Here is a 19,885-nt window from a genome sequence, read left to right as displayed (position 1 = left end):
GTGAGAATTTTCGCACTATATATTTTTCTGAAATAGCATTTGACAATTAAATAAAAAGAGATTACAGTAGTGAAAGACTATTTTTAAAACAACTATAAACTTCTTATCAAGAGAGACGGAGGGACTGGCCCTATGATGTCTCGGCAACTGGCTGTACGCAGTGCGGTGCCAAATCCAGCAGACGATGTTTCGTTTGGAAGATGAGAAGGGTAATCTTATGATACAAAATAAGAGACCTCTTCTTATCAATAAGAAGAGGTCTTTTTTTATTACGTAAACAAGAGGTGTTAAGAATGGAACAACAAAAAGGAAACGGCTGGGCGCTGTTACCGCTGGGCGTCTTTTTAGTCCTGTTTGTCGGATCAGGAATTATAACGGGAGACTTTTATAAGCTGCCTGTATTAGTAGCCATTATCATTGCAGCCATTGTGGCGCTGGCTATGAACCGCAAAGATTCACTTAATGTAAAAGTGGAGCGTTTTGCTAAAGGAGCAGGACATCCTGATATCATTATTATGGTGCTTATTTTTATTTTAGCAGGTGCTTTTTCTGAAGTCGCTAAAGGCATGGGAGCTGTGGATTCAACGGTAAACTTAGCGCTTTCTGTGCTTCCGCAAAGCTTAGTCGTAGCAGGAATCTTTGTTATTGGCGCATTCATTTCAATTTCGATGGGAACATCAATGGGAACAATTGCTGCGCTGGGACCTATCGCTGTAGGAATCAGTGAGCAAGCGCATGTTTCTGTTACATTGGCAATAGCCGGTGTGATTGGCGGTGCAATGTTTGGTGATAATTTATCTGTTGTCTCTGATACAACGATTGCGGCAGTTCGTACGCAAAAAACAAATATGACAGATAAATTGAAAGTAAACTTTTTTATCGTACTTCCTGCAGCGATTGTTACAGTGATTCTATTGCTTGTAATGACGCTAGGAAACACGTCATCAGTAGAAATTAAAGATTTCAGCTGGTTTAAAATCTTGCCTTATATCGGCGTACTCATTGCTGCAGTATTTGGTGCAAACGTATTAAGCATTTTAACCGGAGGAATTGTGCTAGCCGGCGTGATTGGATTAGCTGACGGAAGCTACACGCTTTCTTCTCTTGCTAAAACTGTGACAGAAGGTATTGGCGGAATGTCAGAGTTAATTATTTTATCTCTGTTAATTGGCGGAATGGTTGAGCTTATTCGCTATAATGGCGGTATTCAGTTCTTATTGAATTTATTAACACGACGCATTCAAACAAAAAAAGGCGGAGAATTCAGCATCGCCGGATTGGTAAGTTTAACTAATTTAGCGACGGCTAATAACACGATTTCAATTATTACAGCAGGTCCGTTAGCAAAAGAAATCTCTGATAAGTATTCAATTGATAATCGTAAATCAGCCAGTCTGCTGGACTTGTTTTCATGCAGCGTTCAAGGGCTTATCCCTTACGGCGCACAAATGCTTCTCGCAGCAGGATTTGCTAAAGTTTCACCGATTGAGATTATTCCATTTACATTCTATCCAATGTTAACAGCGGTTTGCGGAATCATTGCGATTGTAATTGGATTTCCTCGTTTAAATAAAAAGTCTAAGTCATCTAAAGAAGCTGCGTAATATGAAACCCTTAAAAAGAATGTTCTTTTTAAGGGTTTTTTACTGTTTGAAAAAATCAGTCGGCTTTTCTTCATCTAACTCCTTCCAAAGCGTCTCATTTTGTTTAAGTGCATAAGCCGCTCCTCCAATTTCAATTCCGCATAATAAAATAAATAATAAAATACCCATGAAATGACCTCCTTACGTAAATGAATAAAAACACGATGGTAACGGGTTTAGCTTCTTGCTGTTTCACTTTATAATGAGAATAAAGTATGAAACGCGTTTCAGCGCAAGAGAAAAAGGTGAAAACATGACAAATATCCGAGATATCGCAAAAAAAGCGGGTGTATCTGTTTCGACTGTATCCCGGGTGCTAAATCATCATCCGTATGTAAAAGAAGAGAAACGCCGGCTGGTAGAGCAGGTTATTCACGAACTTAATTATGAACAAAACATTAATGCCGTTCACTTATCAAAAGGGAAAACAAATATGATTGCCGTCGTCTTACCTTTTATTAATCATCCGTATTTTAGTCTGCTTTTAGAAGGAGTGGCATCTAAAGCGTTAGAAAAGCAGTATCAGCTTGTCATTTGTCAGACGAACTATGATGTGAAAAAAGAAGAAGAAGCGCTTCATATGCTGAAAACAAAGCAAGTTGATGGAGTGATTATTTGTTCTAGAGCAAGCAGCTGGAGCACGATTGAATATTATCAGCAGCACGGGCCGATAGCCGTGTGCGAAAACGTACAGAATCGTTCTATTCGCTCCGTATACGTTGATCATTATGCAGCTTTTAAGCAGGCGCTTATGTATTTAAAAGAAAAAGGATATACGGATATTGGCTACTGTATTGGAAGAATGACGGGTACAAATAGCCTGCAGCGGCAACAAGCATACAAAGAATATGTAGAAAGAATAAATCAGCCTTATCATCCGGAATGGGTTTTTCAAGGCTGTTTGAACGTGACAGATGGTGAAAAAGTGGTGGAAAAACTAGTGCAGATGAAAAATCGGCCTCAGGCGCTTTTAGTAACAAACGATCAAGTAGCTATTGGAATAAAAGCTCAGTGCGAACAAGCGGGTATTTCAGTTCCTGGTGAGTTAGCTATCATTGGTTTTGATAATCATCCGCTTTCTTCTTATTTACAAATAACAACGATAGAACTTCCTCTTAAGGAAATGGGCGAAACGCTTTTTACATTAGTGGGAAGCAAGGTTCCTCAGAAAATTGAGCTCCCTTTTCGGTTTATTGAGCGTAAAAGCGTATGAATTCTTGATGATGCTATGAGGGTTTTTACCGGATAAAATGAGCAAAAGCGGACATCATACGAGTAAAGAAAAAAGAAAAGGATGATGATCGTGGAGAAAAAAGAATATCAAGTGGGAGATCAAGTATTTGTTATTTACCGAAATCCTCATACGGCAAACGTTGCGAATATTAATCAAGCTGAAATTGTTGAACATCCTGAAAACAAAGGTGAAAAGGCGCTGTTTTTACATGAGTCTTATCATTTGTTAGCTGAAGATGATGCCGTGTATTCAACATATGAAGAAGCTGAAAAAATGTATAATAAGATATTTGATTATGAACAATATGACTGACGCAAGGCTCTCTTAAACGGAGAGTCTTTTTTGTTTGAAAAATAATTACCAAGGATAGAGTCGTTTTATTTTTCAAACGCTATTAGTATTAGAAAAAAGGAAGTGTACATGATGATAAAACCTTTTGTACCTCAATTAGTATATATTGAGCCAGGGGCAATGGAGTACCCGCTTGGTGTTCAATTAAAAGAAAAATTTGAGAAGATGGGAATTGAGATTCGTCAAACAACTTCTCATAATCAAGTGCGTAATATACCGGGAAAAAATGATTTGCAAAAATACCGCAATGCCAAGTCGACTTTAGTAGTTGGCGTGCGTAAAACATTGAAATTTGATACATCTAAACCGTCAGCTGAATATGCAATACCGTTTGCAACAGGGTGTATGGGGCACTGTCACTATTGTTATTTGCAGACAACAATGGGAAGCAAACCATATATTCGCACGTACGTGAATGTTGAAGAAATATTAGGTCAAGCAGAGCAATATATGCAGGAGAGAGCCCCTCAAATAACGCGATTTGAAGCGGCTTGTACATCTGATATCGTAGGAATTGACCATTTGACACATTCATTAAAGCGCGCGATTGAATATTTTGGGGAAAGTGAACTAGGTCAACTGCGCTTTGTGACTAAATTTCATCACGTGGATCATTTATTGGATGCTAAACATAATGGTCGCACGCGCTTCCGCTTTAGCATAAATGCAGATTATGTTATAAAAAACTTTGAACCTGGTACATCTCCTCTTGATTACCGGATTGAAGCTGCTAATAAAGTTGCAAAAGCCGGATATCCACTTGGCTTTATTGTGGCGCCTATTTACATTCATGAAGGTTGGCAAGAGGGATACCGTCAGTTGTTTGAAAAGCTTGACGCCTCTATACCTGAGGAGTCAAGAGATGATATTACGTTTGAAATGATTCAGCATCGCTTTACCAAGCCGGCCAAGCGGGTAATCGAGAAAAATTATCCGAAAACAAAGCTTGAGATGAATGAAGAGGAGCGCCGCTACAAATGGGGGCGTTACGGAATTGGAAAATATGTATACGCAAAAGATGAAGAACAAGAATTAAGAGAGACGTTGGAATATTACATTGATCAGTATTTTCCGAATGCAAAAATCGAATATTTTACGTAATAATTCTACAGTAATTGAAAAGTTATTCTGACGCCTTAGTCAAAATAACTTTTCAATTTTTAATGTAAAAAAATAAATTGCTTGCTAATAAGTTGAAAAAAAGAGGTTATTTTTATCTCTTGTCGTATTACATACAAAAGGGAGGTGACTGAGATGTTAAAAAATGAAGAGTTTGCGCTAACAAAAGAATTAACAAACGAACAGCAAGAAGCTGCACGAAATTTTATTCAAGTGTTGTTCCAAGAAAATTTATCTGAATTTTGGAACATATTATGTGATATCGATAAGTCTCGTATTTACGGCTTGTATGAAGCAAACCATTATTATGATTCTGATATTGAACTACATGGGTTTGTACAAGAAATAAGAGATAATGTAAGAGCTGTTTATGCGCCTCTTCAAGGGCAAGGGGGTATTTCGACGAAGGTTCGATATACAAGCGAAGGAAAGATGTATGTATACATATTAGGCAGTGGCGAAAACCCTAAGGTATATCCTGTTGGATTAATGCCTGAAACATATATCGAACAAGAACGTTTTTCTCAGCGGCTTCAAATTAGCATTTATAACGACGAGTTTCGAAACGTTGCCCTATAAACCATATATATGGAAAAATAAAGAATAATAAAATTAATTTGTTAAAATAGCAATATTTGGGGTATGTAATAGGTATAACATTAAAAAGGGGTGAAAGAAATGCATTATTATCGTATTTCAGAGGGAGACCATGAAGAGTATTGTGAAACGATTCTGCTTCATGAAAAGAAGTTTTGCAAAGAAACATTTCAATCTATGGTGCGAGAAGCAATGAACAATAAGCCCGGTAAAATTGACCGTGTGGATATTGTTAAATATTTAATTGGTCACCATAGCTTTCAAGTAGCCCACATCGAAGCGGGATTTCATAGTACATACAGCGAGAAAGTGACATAAAAAATGCAGCACATCCTATACAACGAACTTTTCTTTTGAAAAGGGCGCTGTATTTTTTTTTGCTAAAAATAGAATGTTTCTAAGAGATATTCCTTTTAATAGTATAATAGTTAAGCGCTGTAAGATATACATATAAACATCACAAATACTTTAAAGAGAAAGGGTGAGGAAATATGGAAAAAGAAAGAATAGAAGAACTTGAACGAAAAATAAGCAGTTTAGAAGAAGACGTAGCTAGGCTAAAGTCGCTCGTATATAAAACAAATTCTCCAAGATCAAAAACAGTTCACGCTCCTCCCAAGCAGCGCGAGGAGACCACTAAACGTCCTGCTCAAACAGCAGCTAAAAGCTCACAGGCAATAGAAGAACCTGTTGATTGGGAAAAAGTCCTTTTTCAAACATGGCTGCCGAGAATTTTTATTTTTGTATTTATTATTGGCGTATTATGGGGATTTAAAGCAGCCTCTGACTATGGGTTAATGAATGAAAAAGCAAAAGTTGTTCTCGGTTTCGTTGTTTCAATAGGTTTTGCTGTGACAGGTCGTTTCCAAATTAAAAAGGGCAGGTTGGTGCTCGGGCGAGTACTTGTAGGAGGAGCTATTCCTATTCTCATGTTAACGACGTTTGCGATGCATAGCCTGTATCATTTAGCGGGACCAACGCTTGCTTTTATACTAAATGCGAGCTGGATTATCCTAGGGATTATCGCGACAGTCTTTTATCGTTCACAGGCATTAGGTATTATTAGCGCGGTTGGAGGCGTACTAGTTCCTTTTCTTATTGAAAGTAATTCGCCTAATGCGCTCGTTTTCATTGGCTATGAAACGCTTCTGTATATTGCCTTTTTATATGTGGCAATCAAACAAAAATATTCAATTTTATATGTTCTTTCCGCGGTACTATTAAATCTTACGCTACTCATTTATTACTCGTTTGTTGGTGATAATGGTGTAAAAGAGTTATTAGGTATGGCGATTCTTATTCAGCATTTATGCTTAATTTCTAGTTTTTTTCTATCACAGTCCGTACTCCAAGTATATGCGTTTACCCTTCTATCGAGTTTAGCAGTTACGTACGGCTGGCTGCTCGCCGTTTTTGACGATGGCACGACCACAATGGTGCTGCTTGCGCTAGTTATTATTTACGCAGTAGGTGTTTACGCAGTAAGAAGTTCTAAAGAGAAATTTGAATTTTTTATTACCTATTTAATTGTTGCAGTAGCGTTTTTTATTCATCAGCTCGTCGATTTAAGAGAAGGAGTCATTTTATATGTGATTCAAGGACTTGCTGTTTACTATATCGCCATGACGTATAAAAATCTACTTCATCAACTATTTTCTTATACAATTTATATACTGAGTGCAACGTATATCTTAGTTACACCAATCGAACAAGTGCTGTCTCTTCCGACATTAAATTGGCTTGTTGTGTTAGCTTCTATTCTAGTATTTATATGGATCAGCATTCAAAAAACAGAACAGGATGAGCACGATACGTTCAAAATTGGAGGAAGTATTGTTTTTTCTATTCTTTCTTTAATTTTTGCTACGGAAGTTACGGCCGCTGGCACCAATCATCTTTCCGCTAATCCGCAAACGCTTATTATGACGGCCGTTTGGTTAGGGCTGTCCATTGCAGCATTTGTAATAGGATCACTTAAAACGTTTAAAACAGCAACGTATATCGGTGTGGGCATTTTGTTCTTAACACTTTTTAAACTTGTTTTATACGATTTACCTTTTATCCCAATGGCTATACGGGCCTTGTTATTTATCGTCTTAGGAGCTATCGGTTTAATTATCTCGCGACTATTTTATAAAAAGAAGTAGCTAGAAGCTGAAGAGAAATTCTTCAGCTTTATTTATTATAATATTATTATGTAAACTTAATCTTGAAGTCGTACAAAAAGTATACAATCATGTATAATGGAACAAGTGAATTGGAGGTATACATAAAATGAAATCACTTGTATTAGCAGAAAAGCCAAGTGTAGCACGTGATCTTGCGCGCGTACTTGGCAGCACCCAAACAAAAAAAGGGTATATTGAAGGACCAAAGTATGTCGTAACATGGGCACTCGGTCATTTAGTTGAATTACAAACACCAGAGGATTATGATAACCAATATAAAACGTGGCGATTAGAAGATCTGCCAATCATGCCTGAGAAAATGAAATTAAAAGTAATTCGTAAAGTGAGTTCTCAGTTTCGCACAGTATCCGATCTAGCAAAAAGAAAGGATATTGGAGAGTTAATTATTGCGACTGATGCAGGGCGTGAAGGAGAACTTGTAGCACGCTGGATTATGGAAAAGGTACGCTGGAACAAGCCGTTTAAACGCCTTTGGATTTCGTCTCAAACGGATAAAGCAATTCGTGACGGGTTTAAACAGTTAAAACCAGGAACAGAGTTTAATCGCTTGTATGATTCAGCCGTTTGCCGTTCAGAAGCTGATTGGCTTATCGGTTTAAACGTGACGAGAGCGTTAACGACTAAATACGAAGAACCATTGTCGGCAGGAAGGGTACAAACTCCGACGCTTGCGATGATAATTGAGCGTGAACAAGTAATTAACACATTCAAACCTAGTGAATATTGGACGCTTACAGCTCAGTTTTCATCTTTTGAAGCGGCTTGGCAAAAGGGCAATGAAAAGCGCATTTTTGATGAAAAACGCGCAAAAGAGCTGCACTCAAAATTATCAGGTGAGGCAGTTGTAAAAACAATTAAGCGCAAAATGCATAAAGAAGCGCAGCCGCTTCCTTATGACTTAAACGAGCTGCAGCGGGATGCTAACAAACGCTTTAACTTCTCTGCTAAGAAGACATTGAATGTACTTCAAAAGTTATATGAACAGCATAAGTTAGTCACATATCCACGTACAGATTCCCGTTATTTAACAACAGATATGGTTTCTACTATGAAAGAGCGTTTGGAAAGCATCTCTGCTGTATATAAAGAAGAGGTTCGTTCAATTTTAAGAAATGCACAGTTGCCAAAGCGAGTGGTTAATAACGAAAAAGTAAGTGATCACCATGCTATTATCGTAACGGATCAGCCCGTGTTTCTACAGGACTTATCAGCTGATGAACGAAAGCTGTATGACTTAATTGCAAAGCGATTTATTTCATTATTTTATCCTGCATATGAGTATGAAGTGGTTAAAGCAGAGCTTGAAGTAAATGGGGAACAGTTAGTAGCAAGCGGAAAGCAAGTCGTGAATGCAGGCTTCAAAAAAGTTTCTGGTGGAGACTCAGAAGCAACGGTGAAGCTGCCTGATATGGAAGAAGGCAGCAAGCTGCTCATTCAAGATGTAACGATGAAAAGTGCATTTACAGAGCCGCCGCAGCGCTATACAGAAGCGGATCTTCTTGGACAAATGGAAAAACATAATTTAGGTACTCCGGCAACACGTGCAGATATTATTGAAAAACTTCTGCAAAATGAGTCCATTGATCGCCAAAACAATCGTCTGCACGCAACCAAAAAAGGAAAGCAGCTGATTGACCTAGTAGCAGATGAGTTAAAGTCGCCTGAGCTTACGGCTAAGTGGGAACGTGACTTAGAAGCAATTGCTAAAGGAAAAGGAAATGCAAAAGAGTTCTTAACAAATATTCGCGAACAAACAGAAAAGCTAGTTAAGCAAGTAAAAACGAGTAATCAAACGTACAAACCTCATAATTTAACGGGCTCTAAATGTCCGGAATGCGGTTCTTTCTTGAAAGAAAAGAAAACAAAGCAAGGAAGAGTGCTCGTTTGTTCAAGCCTTGAGTGCAGCTATAGACGCGCAAAAGACCCTAAACTATCGAATCGACGCTGTCCGCAGTGTCACAAGCGAATGGAAATTCATTCAGGAAAAGCGGGCACGTATTTCCAATGCCGTTCATGTCAAGTAGTGGAGAAAGCTGAGGACAAAAAGAAAAAGATTTCAAAACGAGAAGAACGAAAGCTTCTTAACAAATATAATGATGACGGAGCATTTGGTTCAAGCTTGGGTGATGCTTTAAAACAAGCCCTTCAAGATAAAAAAGATAAATAATGTAGAAAAGTGCGATACCACGGTATCGCACTTTTTTCGTATAATATGGATTAAGTGATGAGTAAGTAAGGTGGAGTGGAACAATGAAAAGAAAAAGCAGGGGAATGGATCGTTTAATCGCGTTCTTTATAGTAGGAGCGATGGTACTAATCATTTTAGCGATACTAATGGGAAGCTATTTTTTTGGTTTTATAGGCTTCCTTAAAGTAATGGGAGTGGAATATGAGTCCTACTGGGCCATATATTTATTTCTATTTTTTATTTTTGTATTTGGCTTTATAGCTTTTTTCAAAGACACTCATTTTTTTAATGAAGAATGCCAGACTGAATAGAGTACTATTTGTAACATTTGCAGCTTCTGTAGATATATTTTTTACTTTTCTATCAGTTTATATAGCAGACTTGCTTGTGAGCGGAATTCGTTTATCTATTTTAGCGATGATTCTTTTATCCGTCTTATTTTTTTGGATGGAGAGTGCATTGGATAGTAAGTTTCTACGTAAAAAAACAAGCTGATGAAGTTTTTCATCAACAGCGCATCAGCAAGAAAAGCGCATCATATCAAGCTTCAAAGCTATTTAAAGAACCCTGTAACATATTTTTTTTAAAAAGTATGTGATTTTTTTCACATACCTCTTGAAAAAGGACAAACATGTTTGTATAATAAGAATTGTAAAAGATATGTGAAACACTTCACAATATATGTGAATAAATTCACAATATCATATTTTCTATAATCCTAAGGGGGATATCATCTATGAAAATTGCAGTAGTAGGGTGTACACATGCAGGAACGGCAGCAGTAAAAAATATGGCAGAACTTTATCCAGAAGCTAAAATTACAGTTTATGAGCGAAATGATAATGTTTCATTTTTGTCTTGTGGAATTGCGCTCTATGTAGGCGGGGTCGTAAAAGATGCAAATGGCTTATTTTACTCTTCACCGTCTGAATTGCAAGAGATGGGTGTAAATATGAAAATGAAACATGAAGTTACGAATATTGATACAGATGGTAAAAAAATAGCTGTACGAAATTTAGAAACCAACGAAGAATTTGAAGATACATTTGATAAATTAGTGATGACAACTGGATCATGGCCGATCATTCCAAACCTTGAAGGCATCGATTTAAATAATGTTGTGCTTTGTAAAAACTATCAGCATGCTAATCACATTATTGAAAAAGCGAAGCAAGCGAAGAAAATAGCCGTAATTGGTGCAGGCTATATTGGTGCAGAATTAGTAGAAGCATTCGAAGTGTATGGAAAAGAAGTCACGTTTATTGATAGTGCTGATCGCATTTTAAATAAATATCTTGATCCAGAATTTACGAATCTAATGGAAACTGAGTTTGAAAATCGAGGAGTTAAATTAGCATTAAACCAAGCGGTTACTAAATTTGTAGGCAGTGAGGGATCTGTTGAAAAAGTAGTGACAACTGAAGGCGAATACGAAGCGGATCTTGTTATTCTGTGTGTTGGCTTCCGTCCAAATACAGACTTAGTAAAAGGACAAGTAGACATGCTTCCAAACGGCGCAATTGTGGTTGATGAATATATGCAAACAAGCAAAAAAGATATATTTGCTGCCGGAGATAGCTGTGCCATTTACTATAATCCGATTAAGAAACATGCCTATATTCCGCTTGCTACAAATGCAGTTAGAATGGGAACATTAGTAGCTCAAAACCTTGTTAAGTCAACGATTAAGTATATGGGAACACAAGGAACGTCAGGTCTGCATATTTATGATTACAATGTTGCATCTACCGGCATAACTGAAACAGCAGCTTCTCTTTTTGATATGAATGTGAAAAGTATCACAATATCAGAGAATAACCGACCTGAATTCATGCCAACGTACGAAAATATTACGTTGAAAGTAGTATTTGAAGAAGAAACAAGACGAATTGTAGGCGCACAGGTTATTTCTAAAATTGATGCTACTCAAGCAATCAATACATTGTCTGTATGTGTACAGCAGGAAATGACCATCGATGAGCTTGGCTTTATGGACTTTTTCTTTCAACCGCACTTTAATAAGCCTTGGCATTTCTTAAACCAAGCAGGACTTCAAGCGCTTCAAGCATAAAAAAGCAGGTGACTACCTGCTTTTTTTATGTAGATTTTATTATCTTTTTTATTTTAGCAGGTCTAAAGCGGATCCAGCCTATAATAAGAAGAATAAAAGGATAAAAAGCCCCTACGAAAAAACTATAGGGAATCCACGTTTCGGCTAACCATGTTTTTTGATAGATAATAGTTGGATAAACGATAATAGAAAAAGTTGTAACGATTAACCCCATCGGTAACGTTAGAAATCGAGTTTCGTTAACGTTAAAAATGTGGCAAAGCCCAGCGATAGAAGCATGAAAATAAAGAGAAACTTTAAAGAAAAGAGTAAGAAACCATATAATAGCAATAATTACTTCAATTCCTTGCAAAAAATTCCCCAGCTCAATTCGCTTAGCCATTTCGTATACAGGAAACATGGTAGTTGAAGAATGATAAGAGCCAATAACCATTATACAAAAGAGAATGATCGCTACCATAATAAATCCACCTAACAGACTTCCGCTCATTAAAGCTTTAGCACCTTTTTCAGGTTTTCTTAAATGAAGAGGAAATACCATCATTAGAGGAGCAAAAGTAAAATAAGTGATGCTAAGAAAGATGAAAACCGAATGAGTCAGCGGCTTTAAGTGAATATCTAATAAAGGCATAAGGTTTTGGACTTTCATTTGAGGAGTCAGTGAGAAGATGAAAATTCCGAGAAGGCCAATAAACCAAGGGAAAAATATTTCACAGCAGCGTGCGATGGTTTCTAGTCCGAGTCTTGCTCCGAACACAACCACAAGCATAAAAATAATGTGAATAGCAATCAGCGGAGTTTCCATCATAATATGAGTATTTAAAAAACTCCCCACGTAGTATACAATGCGGCTGCATGTTATGACAGTAGACGTGACAAATAAACAAGATACACCTTTTCCTAGATATTTTCCAAACACTGCTTCATTGATTTCTATCAGATTTTTATCTTTAAATAACAGTCCGAGAGCTATATATACTTTTACTAATACAAATCCGCATACTACTCCAAGGATAGCTGGAATCCAAGCGGTTTGTTTGGAATCTACAGTCATAGCTGCTGGAGCAATAACAATTGTGCTTCCAATTGTATAAAGCATAACGAGCATGCGAAATTGAATCGTTGAAATTTTAACTACAGGTTTCACTGTATTCACTTCCTCGTCTTAACGTATTAAGATAATAAATGAAATAAAAATATGCTGATTGGCTTGAAGATAGCAGCTGATAAATCAGAAGGATTTGGAACATTTAAACCAAGTGCTTTACAGATGCTTACCACCATTCCGATTGCAAGAACTGTATAGAATAGCCATAGTTCTTTCTTCGCTTTTTTATGCCGTAGTTTAGGTACTTCAAACCAAATGACGAGCGTGCAAACAATAAGTAAACCCAATACCCCTAGCATACACTAGCTCCTATACATGAATAATTAGTGTTATATTTTCCTGAAAAATAATTACTTATACTGAAGGTGCATTCTTTATTAAAGGTTTTTGAGTTTCTATCCATTGCTAGAACGCCGCTTTTTGTTTTGAATAAACCCTGCAATTAAAAGGAAAAGTGGATATAAGATGCCTACAAGTAAGCTGTAGGGAATCCACGTTTTTGTATCCCAATCCTTTTGATAAGAAACGCTTGGATACACAATAAGGGAAAGGGTAATCATGATGAGTGCGACTGGAAAAGAAAACAGCTTGTAATCCTTTATATGAAATACATTGGCAAACCCCAAAAGAATAGCGTAAAAGTAAATGCAAAGCTTAAAAAAGAGAGTAATAAACCACAAAATAGCAATGACTACTTCAATTCCTTGAAGAAAGTTTCCTACATCAATTCTTCTTCCTAATTCATAGCTTGGAAACATGGTGATTTGGGAGTAATAAGGACCAAGTACTAAAATTCCGAGTAAGATTAACGTAACCATCACTAGTCCACCGGCTATATTACCTATATAAAAGGATTGAGTTGCCTTTTTCGTGTCTGGTGTATGGGAAGGGAAAATCATAAGCAGAATCGTATAAGTCAAAGAACTCATGCTTAAAAACGTTAAAACAGCACGAATAAAAGCTTTTGGATGGATTTCGAACACAGGCTGAAGATGCTCTATTTTAATTTGAGGGATCATAGACAAAATGAGAAGCCCGAATAATCCGACAAACCAAGGGAATAAAATCTCGGCACTTCGTGCAATAACCTCTATTCCTAGGCGTACTCCTACGATGACCACAACCATAAATGCAATGTGGATGGCTGTAAGCGGGGTGTAGGGAAGAATTTGTGTAGTGAGAAAATTCCCTACATAGTAAAGAACTTGACTGCTGATAAATAAATTGGATAACACAAAAACAGCAGAAACAATCTTTCCAAATAGTTTGCCAAAAATTTTTTCGTTCATTTCCATCAGCGTAAGCGTTGGAAACATTTTTCCTAGTGAGGTAAAAAGCAAAACTAAGCCAATTCCTAATGCAACACCGAAGAGTGCGGCAATCCAGGCATCTTGATGAGCATCAGCTGTAATAGCGGCAGGTACAACAATAATTGTGCTTCCGATGCTATACAAAGTTACTAATTTGCGAAACTGCGCAGCTGAAATATTGATTTCATTAAGCAAAATGAGCACATCCTTTTGCCATATACACTAATTAAGTGATCCAACGGAATAATAAGTGACTTAAAGGTTGAAACATTACTTCTACCCAATCAGAAGGGTTCGGTAGAGGCAGCCGAAAGATTTTTGCAAGAGCGATTATGATACTGATTGTCATGAACACAATAAAAATGTTCCGTTCCTTTTTATGAGAGTGTTGAGGTAATCTTTTTATTTCCATCCATATAATCCCTGCACAAATGATCAAAAAGGAAAGAAACAAGTGCATGCAGTCAACCCCAATACATTTTTTCGTTCAGATAAGCTATTCGTATGATGTCCGCTAAAGAAAGTCATTATACATTTCTGTAAAATATAGAAAGTATTGCAGGAGATAGAAGATATTTTCTAGGGCTCTTATATGATTGAGGGGTTTGTTATGAGGAATATACACTTAGCTTTAACCTATTGAAGCGTCGTATGAATATGTAGAAAAATGCCACACTAAAGAGTGAACAAATGGAAAGGAGCACTATGATGAAAAAATTCCCATACAATAAAGATAAACAACAATCGTTTCAAGCAGCACAGCAGGGGCATAAAGAAGCAGTAGATGCATATGAACAGGCAAATGAAGCTAAAAATGATGCATCGTACGGCCATGAAGCGAAGCAAGCGATAGGTGAAGTGAATGAAGCCTCTCAGCAAATTGAGAATGCGCTTGAAAATGCTTCTGAAACACAGCGTCAGCGTTTAACAGAGTTTCAGCAAGATATAAAAGATATGGAGAACAACCTTAATCAATAAAAGAGCCGCTGTTTTACTTAGAACAGGTTCACAATAGGGTATAAATTGTAAAAGCAGAAGATAATGAACTTCTGCTTTTTTTATTGGTAGTGTGAACGTAGGTTTCGTGTATATAATTGCTTCTGGCTATTGTTTGGGGGAAAGGCGAAGACTTGCACGGAAATCAACAGTGGTGTAGCAAATAATCCATCATTCCATTCTTATTTTAAAAGGTATAGAAGTTAAAAAAGTAAGAATCCTAATAAAAACAGAACGATAAGAATGGAAAGGGATTGTGACAGGAACATGCTAATAAATATACTAATAATGATTGTCGTATTGTACTTCATATATGTATTCGTAACTGCAGTGGTACTGTTTTATGTCCCTTTGCACAAGGGGAAAGACTTAAAAGTAATGAATACTGAGAATTTTTACGGAAAGGAAGAATCCACAGACCGGGTTATGCTTTTGGAAAACGGTTATTTTTCAGGGCTTGTTCGGATGCAGATGATTCAAGAAGCGAGGCATACAATTGATATTGCTTACTTTTCCATCGGTAAAGGTCGTTCTTCGGATTTACTTATGGGCGCTTTATTCGAAGCTGCGGATCGAGGTATACGTATTCGAGTGCTATTAGACGGGATCTCTCATGGATTAAAAGGCAAGAGAAAAAATGTTCTTTATGCTCTAGCTTTCCACAATAATATAGAATTAAAGTACTATGAGCCCTTCACTATTTTTAAACCTTGGACCTGGCATAATCGTCTTCACGATAAAATAATAGTAGTCGATGGCCAATTAGGTATTATTGGAGGACGAAATATTGGAGATAAATACTTGGCCAGTCAACCAGATAAAAATTTTGTCTATGACCGTGATGTGCTCATTTATAACACAAAGCAAGAAAGTCATAGTGTCATTCTCTCAATGGAGAAGTATGTAGAGAAATTATGGACTCATCCGTATACACGCAAAGCTTTTCAAAAGCTCAAGAAGACTAAACAATTTCGTGGTCTTTCAGGAAAAAAATTGTTAATAGATCAATACGAAGAGGCCAAAAAAGCAAACGAACCTTTTGTCCATCCTTACATTGTATGGAGAGAATCAACGATGCCTACAAGAAAGGTTTCTTTTATTACAAATCCTATTCAAAGAATTAATAAAAGCCCTTTTATATGGAAAACATTTATTAAGCTTTCCCAACAAGCTGAAAAATCCATTGTTGTTCAAAGCCCTTATATCGTACCAACAAAAGAGATGGAACGGTATATAGATAAGCGGGTAAAACCCAAAGTACAAAGAATTATTTTAACTAATTCTATTACATCCACTCCAAATGCTATGGCTTTTTCTGCATATTTGGGAGTGAAGAATCACGTCATAAAAGCTGGTTCAAAGCTTTATGAATATCAAAAGCCCTATTCAATTCACGGGAAATCTGTTGTTTATGATCAGCGTTTAAGTGCAGTTGGTTCTTTTAACTTAGATTCCCGCTCTGCATTTTTAAATACTGAATCCATGGTTATGATAGATAGTAAAGAATTTGCAGCCGAGTTAACAGGAGCTATTGAAACTAAAATTTCTCACAGTATGCTTGTGGGAAATGAGGGAGAACCTGTGGATTTTAATACGGATTCTCAAAAAAACGCGCCTCCTGTAAAATCTGCACTTCTACATATTCTTTCGGTCTTTACGCGATTTTGGAGACATTTTGTATAGTACTGAGTTACAGTAGAGTCTCTAAAAACAAATAGCGGAGATTAAAGAAGACTGCAGCTGGTGAAGGGAATGTGTAAAAAGCTGTGATATGCCTCACAGTTTTTTTGAAACTGCTAGTACTAGTTATGATTTATCAAAAGACCTATTGACGAAATTCCATATATGTTTTATTATGATATAGCGTCGTTAATAAACGAGGTTCTTTTGAAGAAATCATTTCTAGGGGCATAGTTTAAAGGTAGAACTACGGTCTCCAAAACCGTCAGTGTGGGTTCGATTCCTACTGCCCCTGCCATTTTGGAGTTATCTTTTAGTTCACACGCGGGTGTGGCGGAATTGGCAGACGCGCTAGACTTAGGATCTAGTGTCTTATGACGTGGGGGTTCAAGTCCCTTCACCCGCATCTTTACTTTCATATATGCGCGGAAGTAGTTCAGTGGTAGAACACCACCTTGCCAAGGTGGGGGTCGCGAGTTCGAACCTCGTCTTCCGCTTCTTTTCAAAAGCAGTTTGCATGTGCAAACTGCTTTTTTTGTTGTAGAAATAAAGAGTTTTATTATGCTGTTTTTAATCAGAAATATTTTATTAAAGCAGTACTGCTTATACGTGTTGTTTTCGTGAATATACACATAATATTGGGGTTACATTAAAAGCTAATGAACGATACGTGAAGACATCTAATATGGTTTTTAAGATAGGGGAGAGTCCTATGGAATCTAGTTGGTTTTCCATTATACCGTTTTTAATTGTTATTCCAATAGCTATTTTCACCAAACAAGTGCTGCCAGGGTTGTTTTTGGGCTTATTAGTAGGCGCTTATTTGATTGATCATTCGATTATTGGAGGTGTTGAAAAGCTACTTCACTACGTTGTACAAGCTCTTAGAAATAAAAGTAATATAGAAATCGTCGTCTTTTTATACGCGTTTTCAGGGCTTATCGGAATGATTAAGATGGCTGGAGGAGTTAAGGGGTTTGTGGAAACTGCTGCAGAAAGAATTGATACAAGAAAAAAAGCCCTTATTTTAACCTATGTTTCAACCATTGGGACATTCAGTGCTCCGACATTTCGTTTTGTTACGATCGCGCCCATCATGAGAGCGCTGCTGAAAAAAGTGAAAATGACGACAGCAGAGCTAGGGTTTGTTATTGAAACAACTGCTACTCCTGTTATCGTCTTAATTCCTGTGGCAACGGCATTTGTAGGATATATGGTATCAATCATTCAAATGGCGATTGATCATCAAGGCATAAAACAAGACGCTTATTCTTTGTTCATTCAAAGTATTCCTTATAATTTCTTTTCGATTGTAATTATTTTAGTAGGGATTTATTTAAGCTTTTTTCATCATTCAACATCTACGGCTCCTATGAAGCTTGAGGAAGAAGACGAAAAAGATTGGCATGATTGTCATCCTTGCGTATCGAAGGATTTGCCTTCTAAGCCTTGGAATCTCTTAGTGCCTTTACTTGTTGTGATCTCACTCACCTTACTTTTAACATGGTGGAGTGGACATCATAAAAGTCACACCTTTTTTGAAGCATTTATTAAAGCAGACGTACTAGAAGCGATGGTAGTAGCTTTGATTATGACTACGTTAATTACCCTCATTTTTTTCTTATTTCAGCGCTTTACATTACAGAATTTGCTTAATGGTTTTATCACAGGAGGCAATGACTTAATGTCCGTTATTCTGTTGTTATCGGTAGTATGGGGATTATCCGCTGTTACAGAAGACTTGGGTTTTTCGAATTTCGTGACGGCACATTCTAAGTGGATTCCTCAAATGTTTGTCACTCCTTTTATGTTTGTGTTTGGAGCTGCTATTTCTTACTTTATCGGGTCTGCTTGGGGGACGTGGGGGATTTTAATGCCGCTTGGCGTATCGCTTGCAAGTTCTGCAGACCTTTCTTTACCGTTGATTATCGGTGCGGTATTTGCGAGCGGTTCATTTGGAGCGTTTTCTTCACCTTTAAGCGACGATACGAATACCATCGCCAAAATATTAGATTTATCTGTTATTGAATATGCCAAGTATAAATTAAAGCCAGCTTTAATTGCAGCAGGAATAACAGTTGCTTTTTATCTCGTTGTATCTTTCTTGTTTTGAATGAGAGAAATAGCCATCTAGTATCAATTTTTTAGTTTTTTCAGCTTAACGTATGCATACAGTCCTAATGATAGGCACACTAGTATGATACAAGTAAGCGGAAATAAGATGGTATTAACAAAATGATCATAAAACCATATATACACGAAAATCACCTCACTAACTGCAAATTTATTGTTATTGTCTCTGCTGCCGCTTCCTATTCTTAAAAAATGCGATAAGCAGAAGCAGTATAGGTACGACAGCAAAAAGTGGCATATGTAAAAGAAATCTTGCTACGTGCAATCCTTCATAAAGATGCTCTTGAAAATTACTAGCGATCGTAATCGACAAAAACAACACAATGATGCCTAAAGGATATGCCAGACGTGAAGGAGATTTAATTTTAAATAAAGTAGCTGTACTTATTATAGAAGCATAAAACAAGATGCTAACTTTAAAATAAATCCCAATAACCATAGCGAACATGAAAAATACATCTAGACGCTCTAAAAAATCAGCTACTTGGATTGTTTGGACAGTACTCAGAAGAGGGAACTGTGATCTTGTCGTCAAATCAACTCCAAGCACGCTAATGTTAATGATCATCGTAATAATTAGATTAATTCCGCTTAATCCCGTTGCGCATAGCATGGTGACATTTGCTTTTTTAGGGTTGCTTAAATAAGGCAGAAGCATGGTAAATACAATAGCTTCTGTGAAAGGGAAATACAGCGTTTCGGTTAAAGCAACTTTGGCAACAGGAAGTATTCCTTCTTTTAATACCGGCTGTAAGTTCTTAAAATCAATTAATCCTGAGCTAATAATTAAGATGAAGCCTGCAATAGCCAGAAAATACATAAAAATAAACAGAAGCTCTCCTGACCTCGCTATTGCTTCAATTCCTTTTCGGGTTATATAGATAATGACCAGCATCAATAAAGCATTGGCAATAAATAAAGGCGTATCCGGATAAGCAAAAGTAAGAAGCATCTCTCCGAAATCTCTTAGAACTCGCGATGCATCGTATAAAAAATACACAATATATATGAAGGCAAGAAGTGTTCCTAGTACCTTACCTAAAATTTTCTGCATATACTCTGTAGGCAGGAGGTCCGGATAGTAGGAATAGAGTTTATGATAGATTAAGAAGAAAAAAAAGCTGCACAGCATTCCAATTAAAATAGCTAGCCACGCATCTTGTTTCGCTCCCATTGCAAGAGGGACTAATAGAGCGCTTCCCAGTTCAAATAAAACCATGAGAATAAATAATTGAGTGGCGCTAATTTTTGCTTTTTCCATATACC

General features: G+C 37.0%; 17 protein-coding genes, 3 tRNA genes, 1 pseudogene and 1 riboswitch. Of the genes and pseudogenes, 16 read left to right on the top strand and 5 right to left on the bottom strand.

Going from position 1 to position 19,885, the window contains the following annotated elements; all coding sequences use genetic code 11:
• Positions 1 to 100: 100 nt before the first annotated feature.
• Positions 101 to 207, top strand: a riboswitch (SAM riboswitch).
• 86 nt (positions 208 to 293) lie between these two features.
• Positions 294 to 1,604, top strand: a complete 1,311-nt coding sequence (locus ACFX4N_RS03440) for a Na+/H+ antiporter NhaC family protein (protein WP_013056925.1) — start codon at positions 294 to 296, stop codon at positions 1,602 to 1,604.
• A 39-nt stretch (positions 1,605 to 1,643) separates the two neighbouring features.
• Here the strand turns inward: ACFX4N_RS03440 and ACFX4N_RS03435 are convergent, their stop codons facing one another.
• Complete coding sequence (locus tag ACFX4N_RS03435; RefSeq protein WP_255256027.1) at positions 1,644 to 1,772, bottom strand: hypothetical protein; 129 nt, start codon at positions 1,770 to 1,772, stop codon at positions 1,644 to 1,646.
• Positions 1,773 to 1,896: 124 nt separating this feature from the next.
• Here ACFX4N_RS03435 and ACFX4N_RS03430 point away from each other — a divergent pair, with 124 nt between their 5' ends.
• From ACFX4N_RS03430 to ACFX4N_RS03385, 9 genes and pseudogenes are all read left to right on the top strand, one after another.
• Positions 1,897 to 2,856, top strand: a complete 960-nt coding sequence (locus ACFX4N_RS03430; RefSeq protein ID WP_013056927.1) for a LacI family DNA-binding transcriptional regulator — start codon at positions 1,897 to 1,899, stop codon at positions 2,854 to 2,856.
• An 84-nt stretch (positions 2,857 to 2,940) separates the two neighbouring features.
• Complete coding sequence (locus tag ACFX4N_RS03425) at positions 2,941 to 3,189, top strand: transcriptional regulator SplA domain-containing protein (RefSeq protein WP_016764006.1); 249 nt, start codon at positions 2,941 to 2,943, stop codon at positions 3,187 to 3,189.
• Between the two features lie 111 nt (positions 3,190 to 3,300).
• Positions 3,301 to 4,329, top strand: a complete 1,029-nt coding sequence (splB, locus tag ACFX4N_RS03420) for a spore photoproduct lyase (RefSeq protein WP_025752275.1) — start codon at positions 3,301 to 3,303, stop codon at positions 4,327 to 4,329.
• Positions 4,330 to 4,482: 153 nt separating this feature from the next.
• Positions 4,483 to 4,926: a hypothetical protein gene (locus ACFX4N_RS03415; protein WP_029321599.1), complete on the top strand. Its 444-nt coding sequence runs from the start codon at positions 4,483 to 4,485 to the stop codon at positions 4,924 to 4,926.
• 99 nt (positions 4,927 to 5,025) lie between these two features.
• Positions 5,026 to 5,262, top strand: a complete 237-nt coding sequence (locus ACFX4N_RS03410; RefSeq protein WP_013056931.1) for a hypothetical protein — start codon at positions 5,026 to 5,028, stop codon at positions 5,260 to 5,262.
• Positions 5,263 to 5,435: 173 nt separating this feature from the next.
• Entirely contained in the window at positions 5,436 to 7,091 is a 1,656-nt protein-coding gene (locus tag ACFX4N_RS03405) for a DUF2339 domain-containing protein (protein WP_098548557.1), read from the top strand.
• 127 nt (positions 7,092 to 7,218) lie between these two features.
• Entirely contained in the window at positions 7,219 to 9,300 is a 2,082-nt protein-coding gene (locus ACFX4N_RS03400) for a DNA topoisomerase III (protein ID WP_013056933.1), read from the top strand.
• Positions 9,301 to 9,383: 83 nt separating this feature from the next.
• Positions 9,384 to 9,816, top strand: a pseudogene (locus ACFX4N_RS31100) (YrvL family regulatory protein).
• A gap of 241 nt (positions 9,817 to 10,057) precedes the next feature.
• Entirely contained in the window at positions 10,058 to 11,392 is a 1,335-nt protein-coding gene (locus ACFX4N_RS03385) for an FAD-dependent oxidoreductase (protein WP_013056936.1), read from the top strand.
• A gap of 25 nt (positions 11,393 to 11,417) precedes the next feature.
• Here ACFX4N_RS03385 and ACFX4N_RS03380 read toward each other — a convergent pair whose 3' ends face one another.
• The 3 genes from ACFX4N_RS03380 to ACFX4N_RS03370 all read right to left on the bottom strand — a co-directional run bounded on the left by ACFX4N_RS03380 (position 11,418) and on the right by ACFX4N_RS03370 (position 14,014).
• Positions 11,418 to 12,539: a GerAB/ArcD/ProY family transporter gene (locus tag ACFX4N_RS03380; protein WP_013056937.1), complete on the bottom strand. Its 1,122-nt coding sequence runs from the start codon at positions 12,537 to 12,539 to the stop codon at positions 11,418 to 11,420.
• A gap of 26 nt (positions 12,540 to 12,565) precedes the next feature.
• Positions 12,566 to 12,799 carry a hypothetical protein gene (locus ACFX4N_RS03375; protein ID WP_013056938.1) on the bottom strand — a complete coding sequence of 78 codons (234 nt, stop codon included), beginning with the start codon at positions 12,797 to 12,799 and terminating at the stop codon, positions 12,566 to 12,568.
• A 96-nt stretch (positions 12,800 to 12,895) separates the two neighbouring features.
• Positions 12,896 to 14,014: a GerAB/ArcD/ProY family transporter gene (locus tag ACFX4N_RS03370; RefSeq protein WP_340643109.1), complete on the bottom strand. Its 1,119-nt coding sequence runs from the start codon at positions 14,012 to 14,014 to the stop codon at positions 12,896 to 12,898.
• Positions 14,015 to 14,518: 504 nt separating this feature from the next.
• Between ACFX4N_RS03370 and ACFX4N_RS03365 the strand changes: the two genes are divergently transcribed.
• The 6 genes from ACFX4N_RS03365 to ACFX4N_RS03340 all read left to right on the top strand — a co-directional run bounded on the left by ACFX4N_RS03365 (position 14,519) and on the right by ACFX4N_RS03340 (position 18,599).
• Entirely contained in the window at positions 14,519 to 14,788 is a 270-nt protein-coding gene (locus tag ACFX4N_RS03365) for a hypothetical protein (protein ID WP_013056940.1), read from the top strand.
• Positions 14,789 to 15,094: 306 nt separating this feature from the next.
• A complete protein-coding gene (locus ACFX4N_RS03360) occupies positions 15,095 to 16,489 on the top strand; it encodes a phospholipase D-like domain-containing protein (RefSeq protein WP_013056941.1) in 1,395 nt (464 codons plus the stop codon).
• Positions 16,490 to 16,710: 221 nt separating this feature from the next.
• Positions 16,711 to 16,784, top strand: a tRNA-Trp gene (locus ACFX4N_RS03355).
• Between the two features lie 26 nt (positions 16,785 to 16,810).
• Positions 16,811 to 16,892: transfer RNA gene (locus ACFX4N_RS03350), tRNA-Leu, on the top strand.
• A gap of 19 nt (positions 16,893 to 16,911) precedes the next feature.
• Positions 16,912 to 16,983: transfer RNA gene (locus tag ACFX4N_RS03345), tRNA-Gly, on the top strand.
• Positions 16,984 to 17,198: 215 nt separating this feature from the next.
• Positions 17,199 to 18,599 (top strand): Na+/H+ antiporter NhaC family protein, encoded by a 1,401-nt coding sequence (locus ACFX4N_RS03340; RefSeq protein WP_043982340.1) that lies wholly within the window; start codon positions 17,199 to 17,201, stop codon positions 18,597 to 18,599.
• A 177-nt stretch (positions 18,600 to 18,776) separates the two neighbouring features.
• Here ACFX4N_RS03340 and ACFX4N_RS03335 read toward each other — a convergent pair whose 3' ends face one another.
• Positions 18,777 to 19,880, bottom strand: coding sequence for a GerAB/ArcD/ProY family transporter (locus ACFX4N_RS03335; RefSeq protein WP_192100446.1), 1,104 nt, complete (start codon positions 19,878 to 19,880; stop codon positions 18,777 to 18,779).
• Positions 19,881 to 19,885: the final 5 nt, after the last annotated feature.

It is taken from the genome of Priestia sp. YIM B13551, assembly GCF_042787905.1.
GTDB lineage: Bacteria > Bacillota > Bacilli > Bacillales > Bacillaceae_H > Priestia.
This window is presented reverse-complemented; position numbering and strand designations above follow the sequence as displayed.

Excerpts from the sequence above, each read along its gene's own strand:
- ACFX4N_RS03440 (WP_013056925.1), top strand. The coding sequence starts at position 294 with ATGGAACAACAAAAAGGAAACGGCTGGGCGCTGTTACCGCTGGGCGTC.
- ACFX4N_RS03435 (WP_255256027.1), bottom strand. The coding sequence starts at position 1,772 with ATGGGTATTTTATTATTTATTTTATTATGCGGAATTGAAATTGGAGGA.
- ACFX4N_RS03430 (WP_013056927.1), top strand. The coding sequence starts at position 1,897 with ATGACAAATATCCGAGATATCGCAAAAAAAGCGGGTGTATCTGTTTCG.
- ACFX4N_RS03425 (WP_016764006.1), top strand. The coding sequence starts at position 2,941 with ATGATCGTGGAGAAAAAAGAATATCAAGTGGGAGATCAAGTATTTGTT.
- splB (WP_025752275.1), top strand. The coding sequence starts at position 3,301 with ATGATAAAACCTTTTGTACCTCAATTAGTATATATTGAGCCAGGGGCA.
- ACFX4N_RS03415 (WP_029321599.1), top strand. The coding sequence starts at position 4,483 with ATGTTAAAAAATGAAGAGTTTGCGCTAACAAAAGAATTAACAAACGAA.
- ACFX4N_RS03410 (WP_013056931.1), top strand. The coding sequence starts at position 5,026 with ATGCATTATTATCGTATTTCAGAGGGAGACCATGAAGAGTATTGTGAA.
- ACFX4N_RS03405 (WP_098548557.1), top strand. The coding sequence starts at position 5,436 with ATGGAAAAAGAAAGAATAGAAGAACTTGAACGAAAAATAAGCAGTTTA.
- ACFX4N_RS03400 (WP_013056933.1), top strand. The coding sequence starts at position 7,219 with ATGAAATCACTTGTATTAGCAGAAAAGCCAAGTGTAGCACGTGATCTT.
- ACFX4N_RS03385 (WP_013056936.1), top strand. The coding sequence starts at position 10,058 with ATGAAAATTGCAGTAGTAGGGTGTACACATGCAGGAACGGCAGCAGTA.
- ACFX4N_RS03375 (WP_013056938.1), bottom strand. The coding sequence starts at position 12,799 with ATGCTAGGGGTATTGGGTTTACTTATTGTTTGCACGCTCGTCATTTGG.
- ACFX4N_RS03365 (WP_013056940.1), top strand. The coding sequence starts at position 14,519 with ATGAAAAAATTCCCATACAATAAAGATAAACAACAATCGTTTCAAGCA.
- ACFX4N_RS03360 (WP_013056941.1), top strand. The coding sequence starts at position 15,095 with ATGATTGTCGTATTGTACTTCATATATGTATTCGTAACTGCAGTGGTA.
- ACFX4N_RS03340 (WP_043982340.1), top strand. The coding sequence starts at position 17,199 with ATGGAATCTAGTTGGTTTTCCATTATACCGTTTTTAATTGTTATTCCA.
- ACFX4N_RS03335 (WP_192100446.1), bottom strand. The coding sequence starts at position 19,880 with ATGGAAAAAGCAAAAATTAGCGCCACTCAATTATTTATTCTCATGGTT.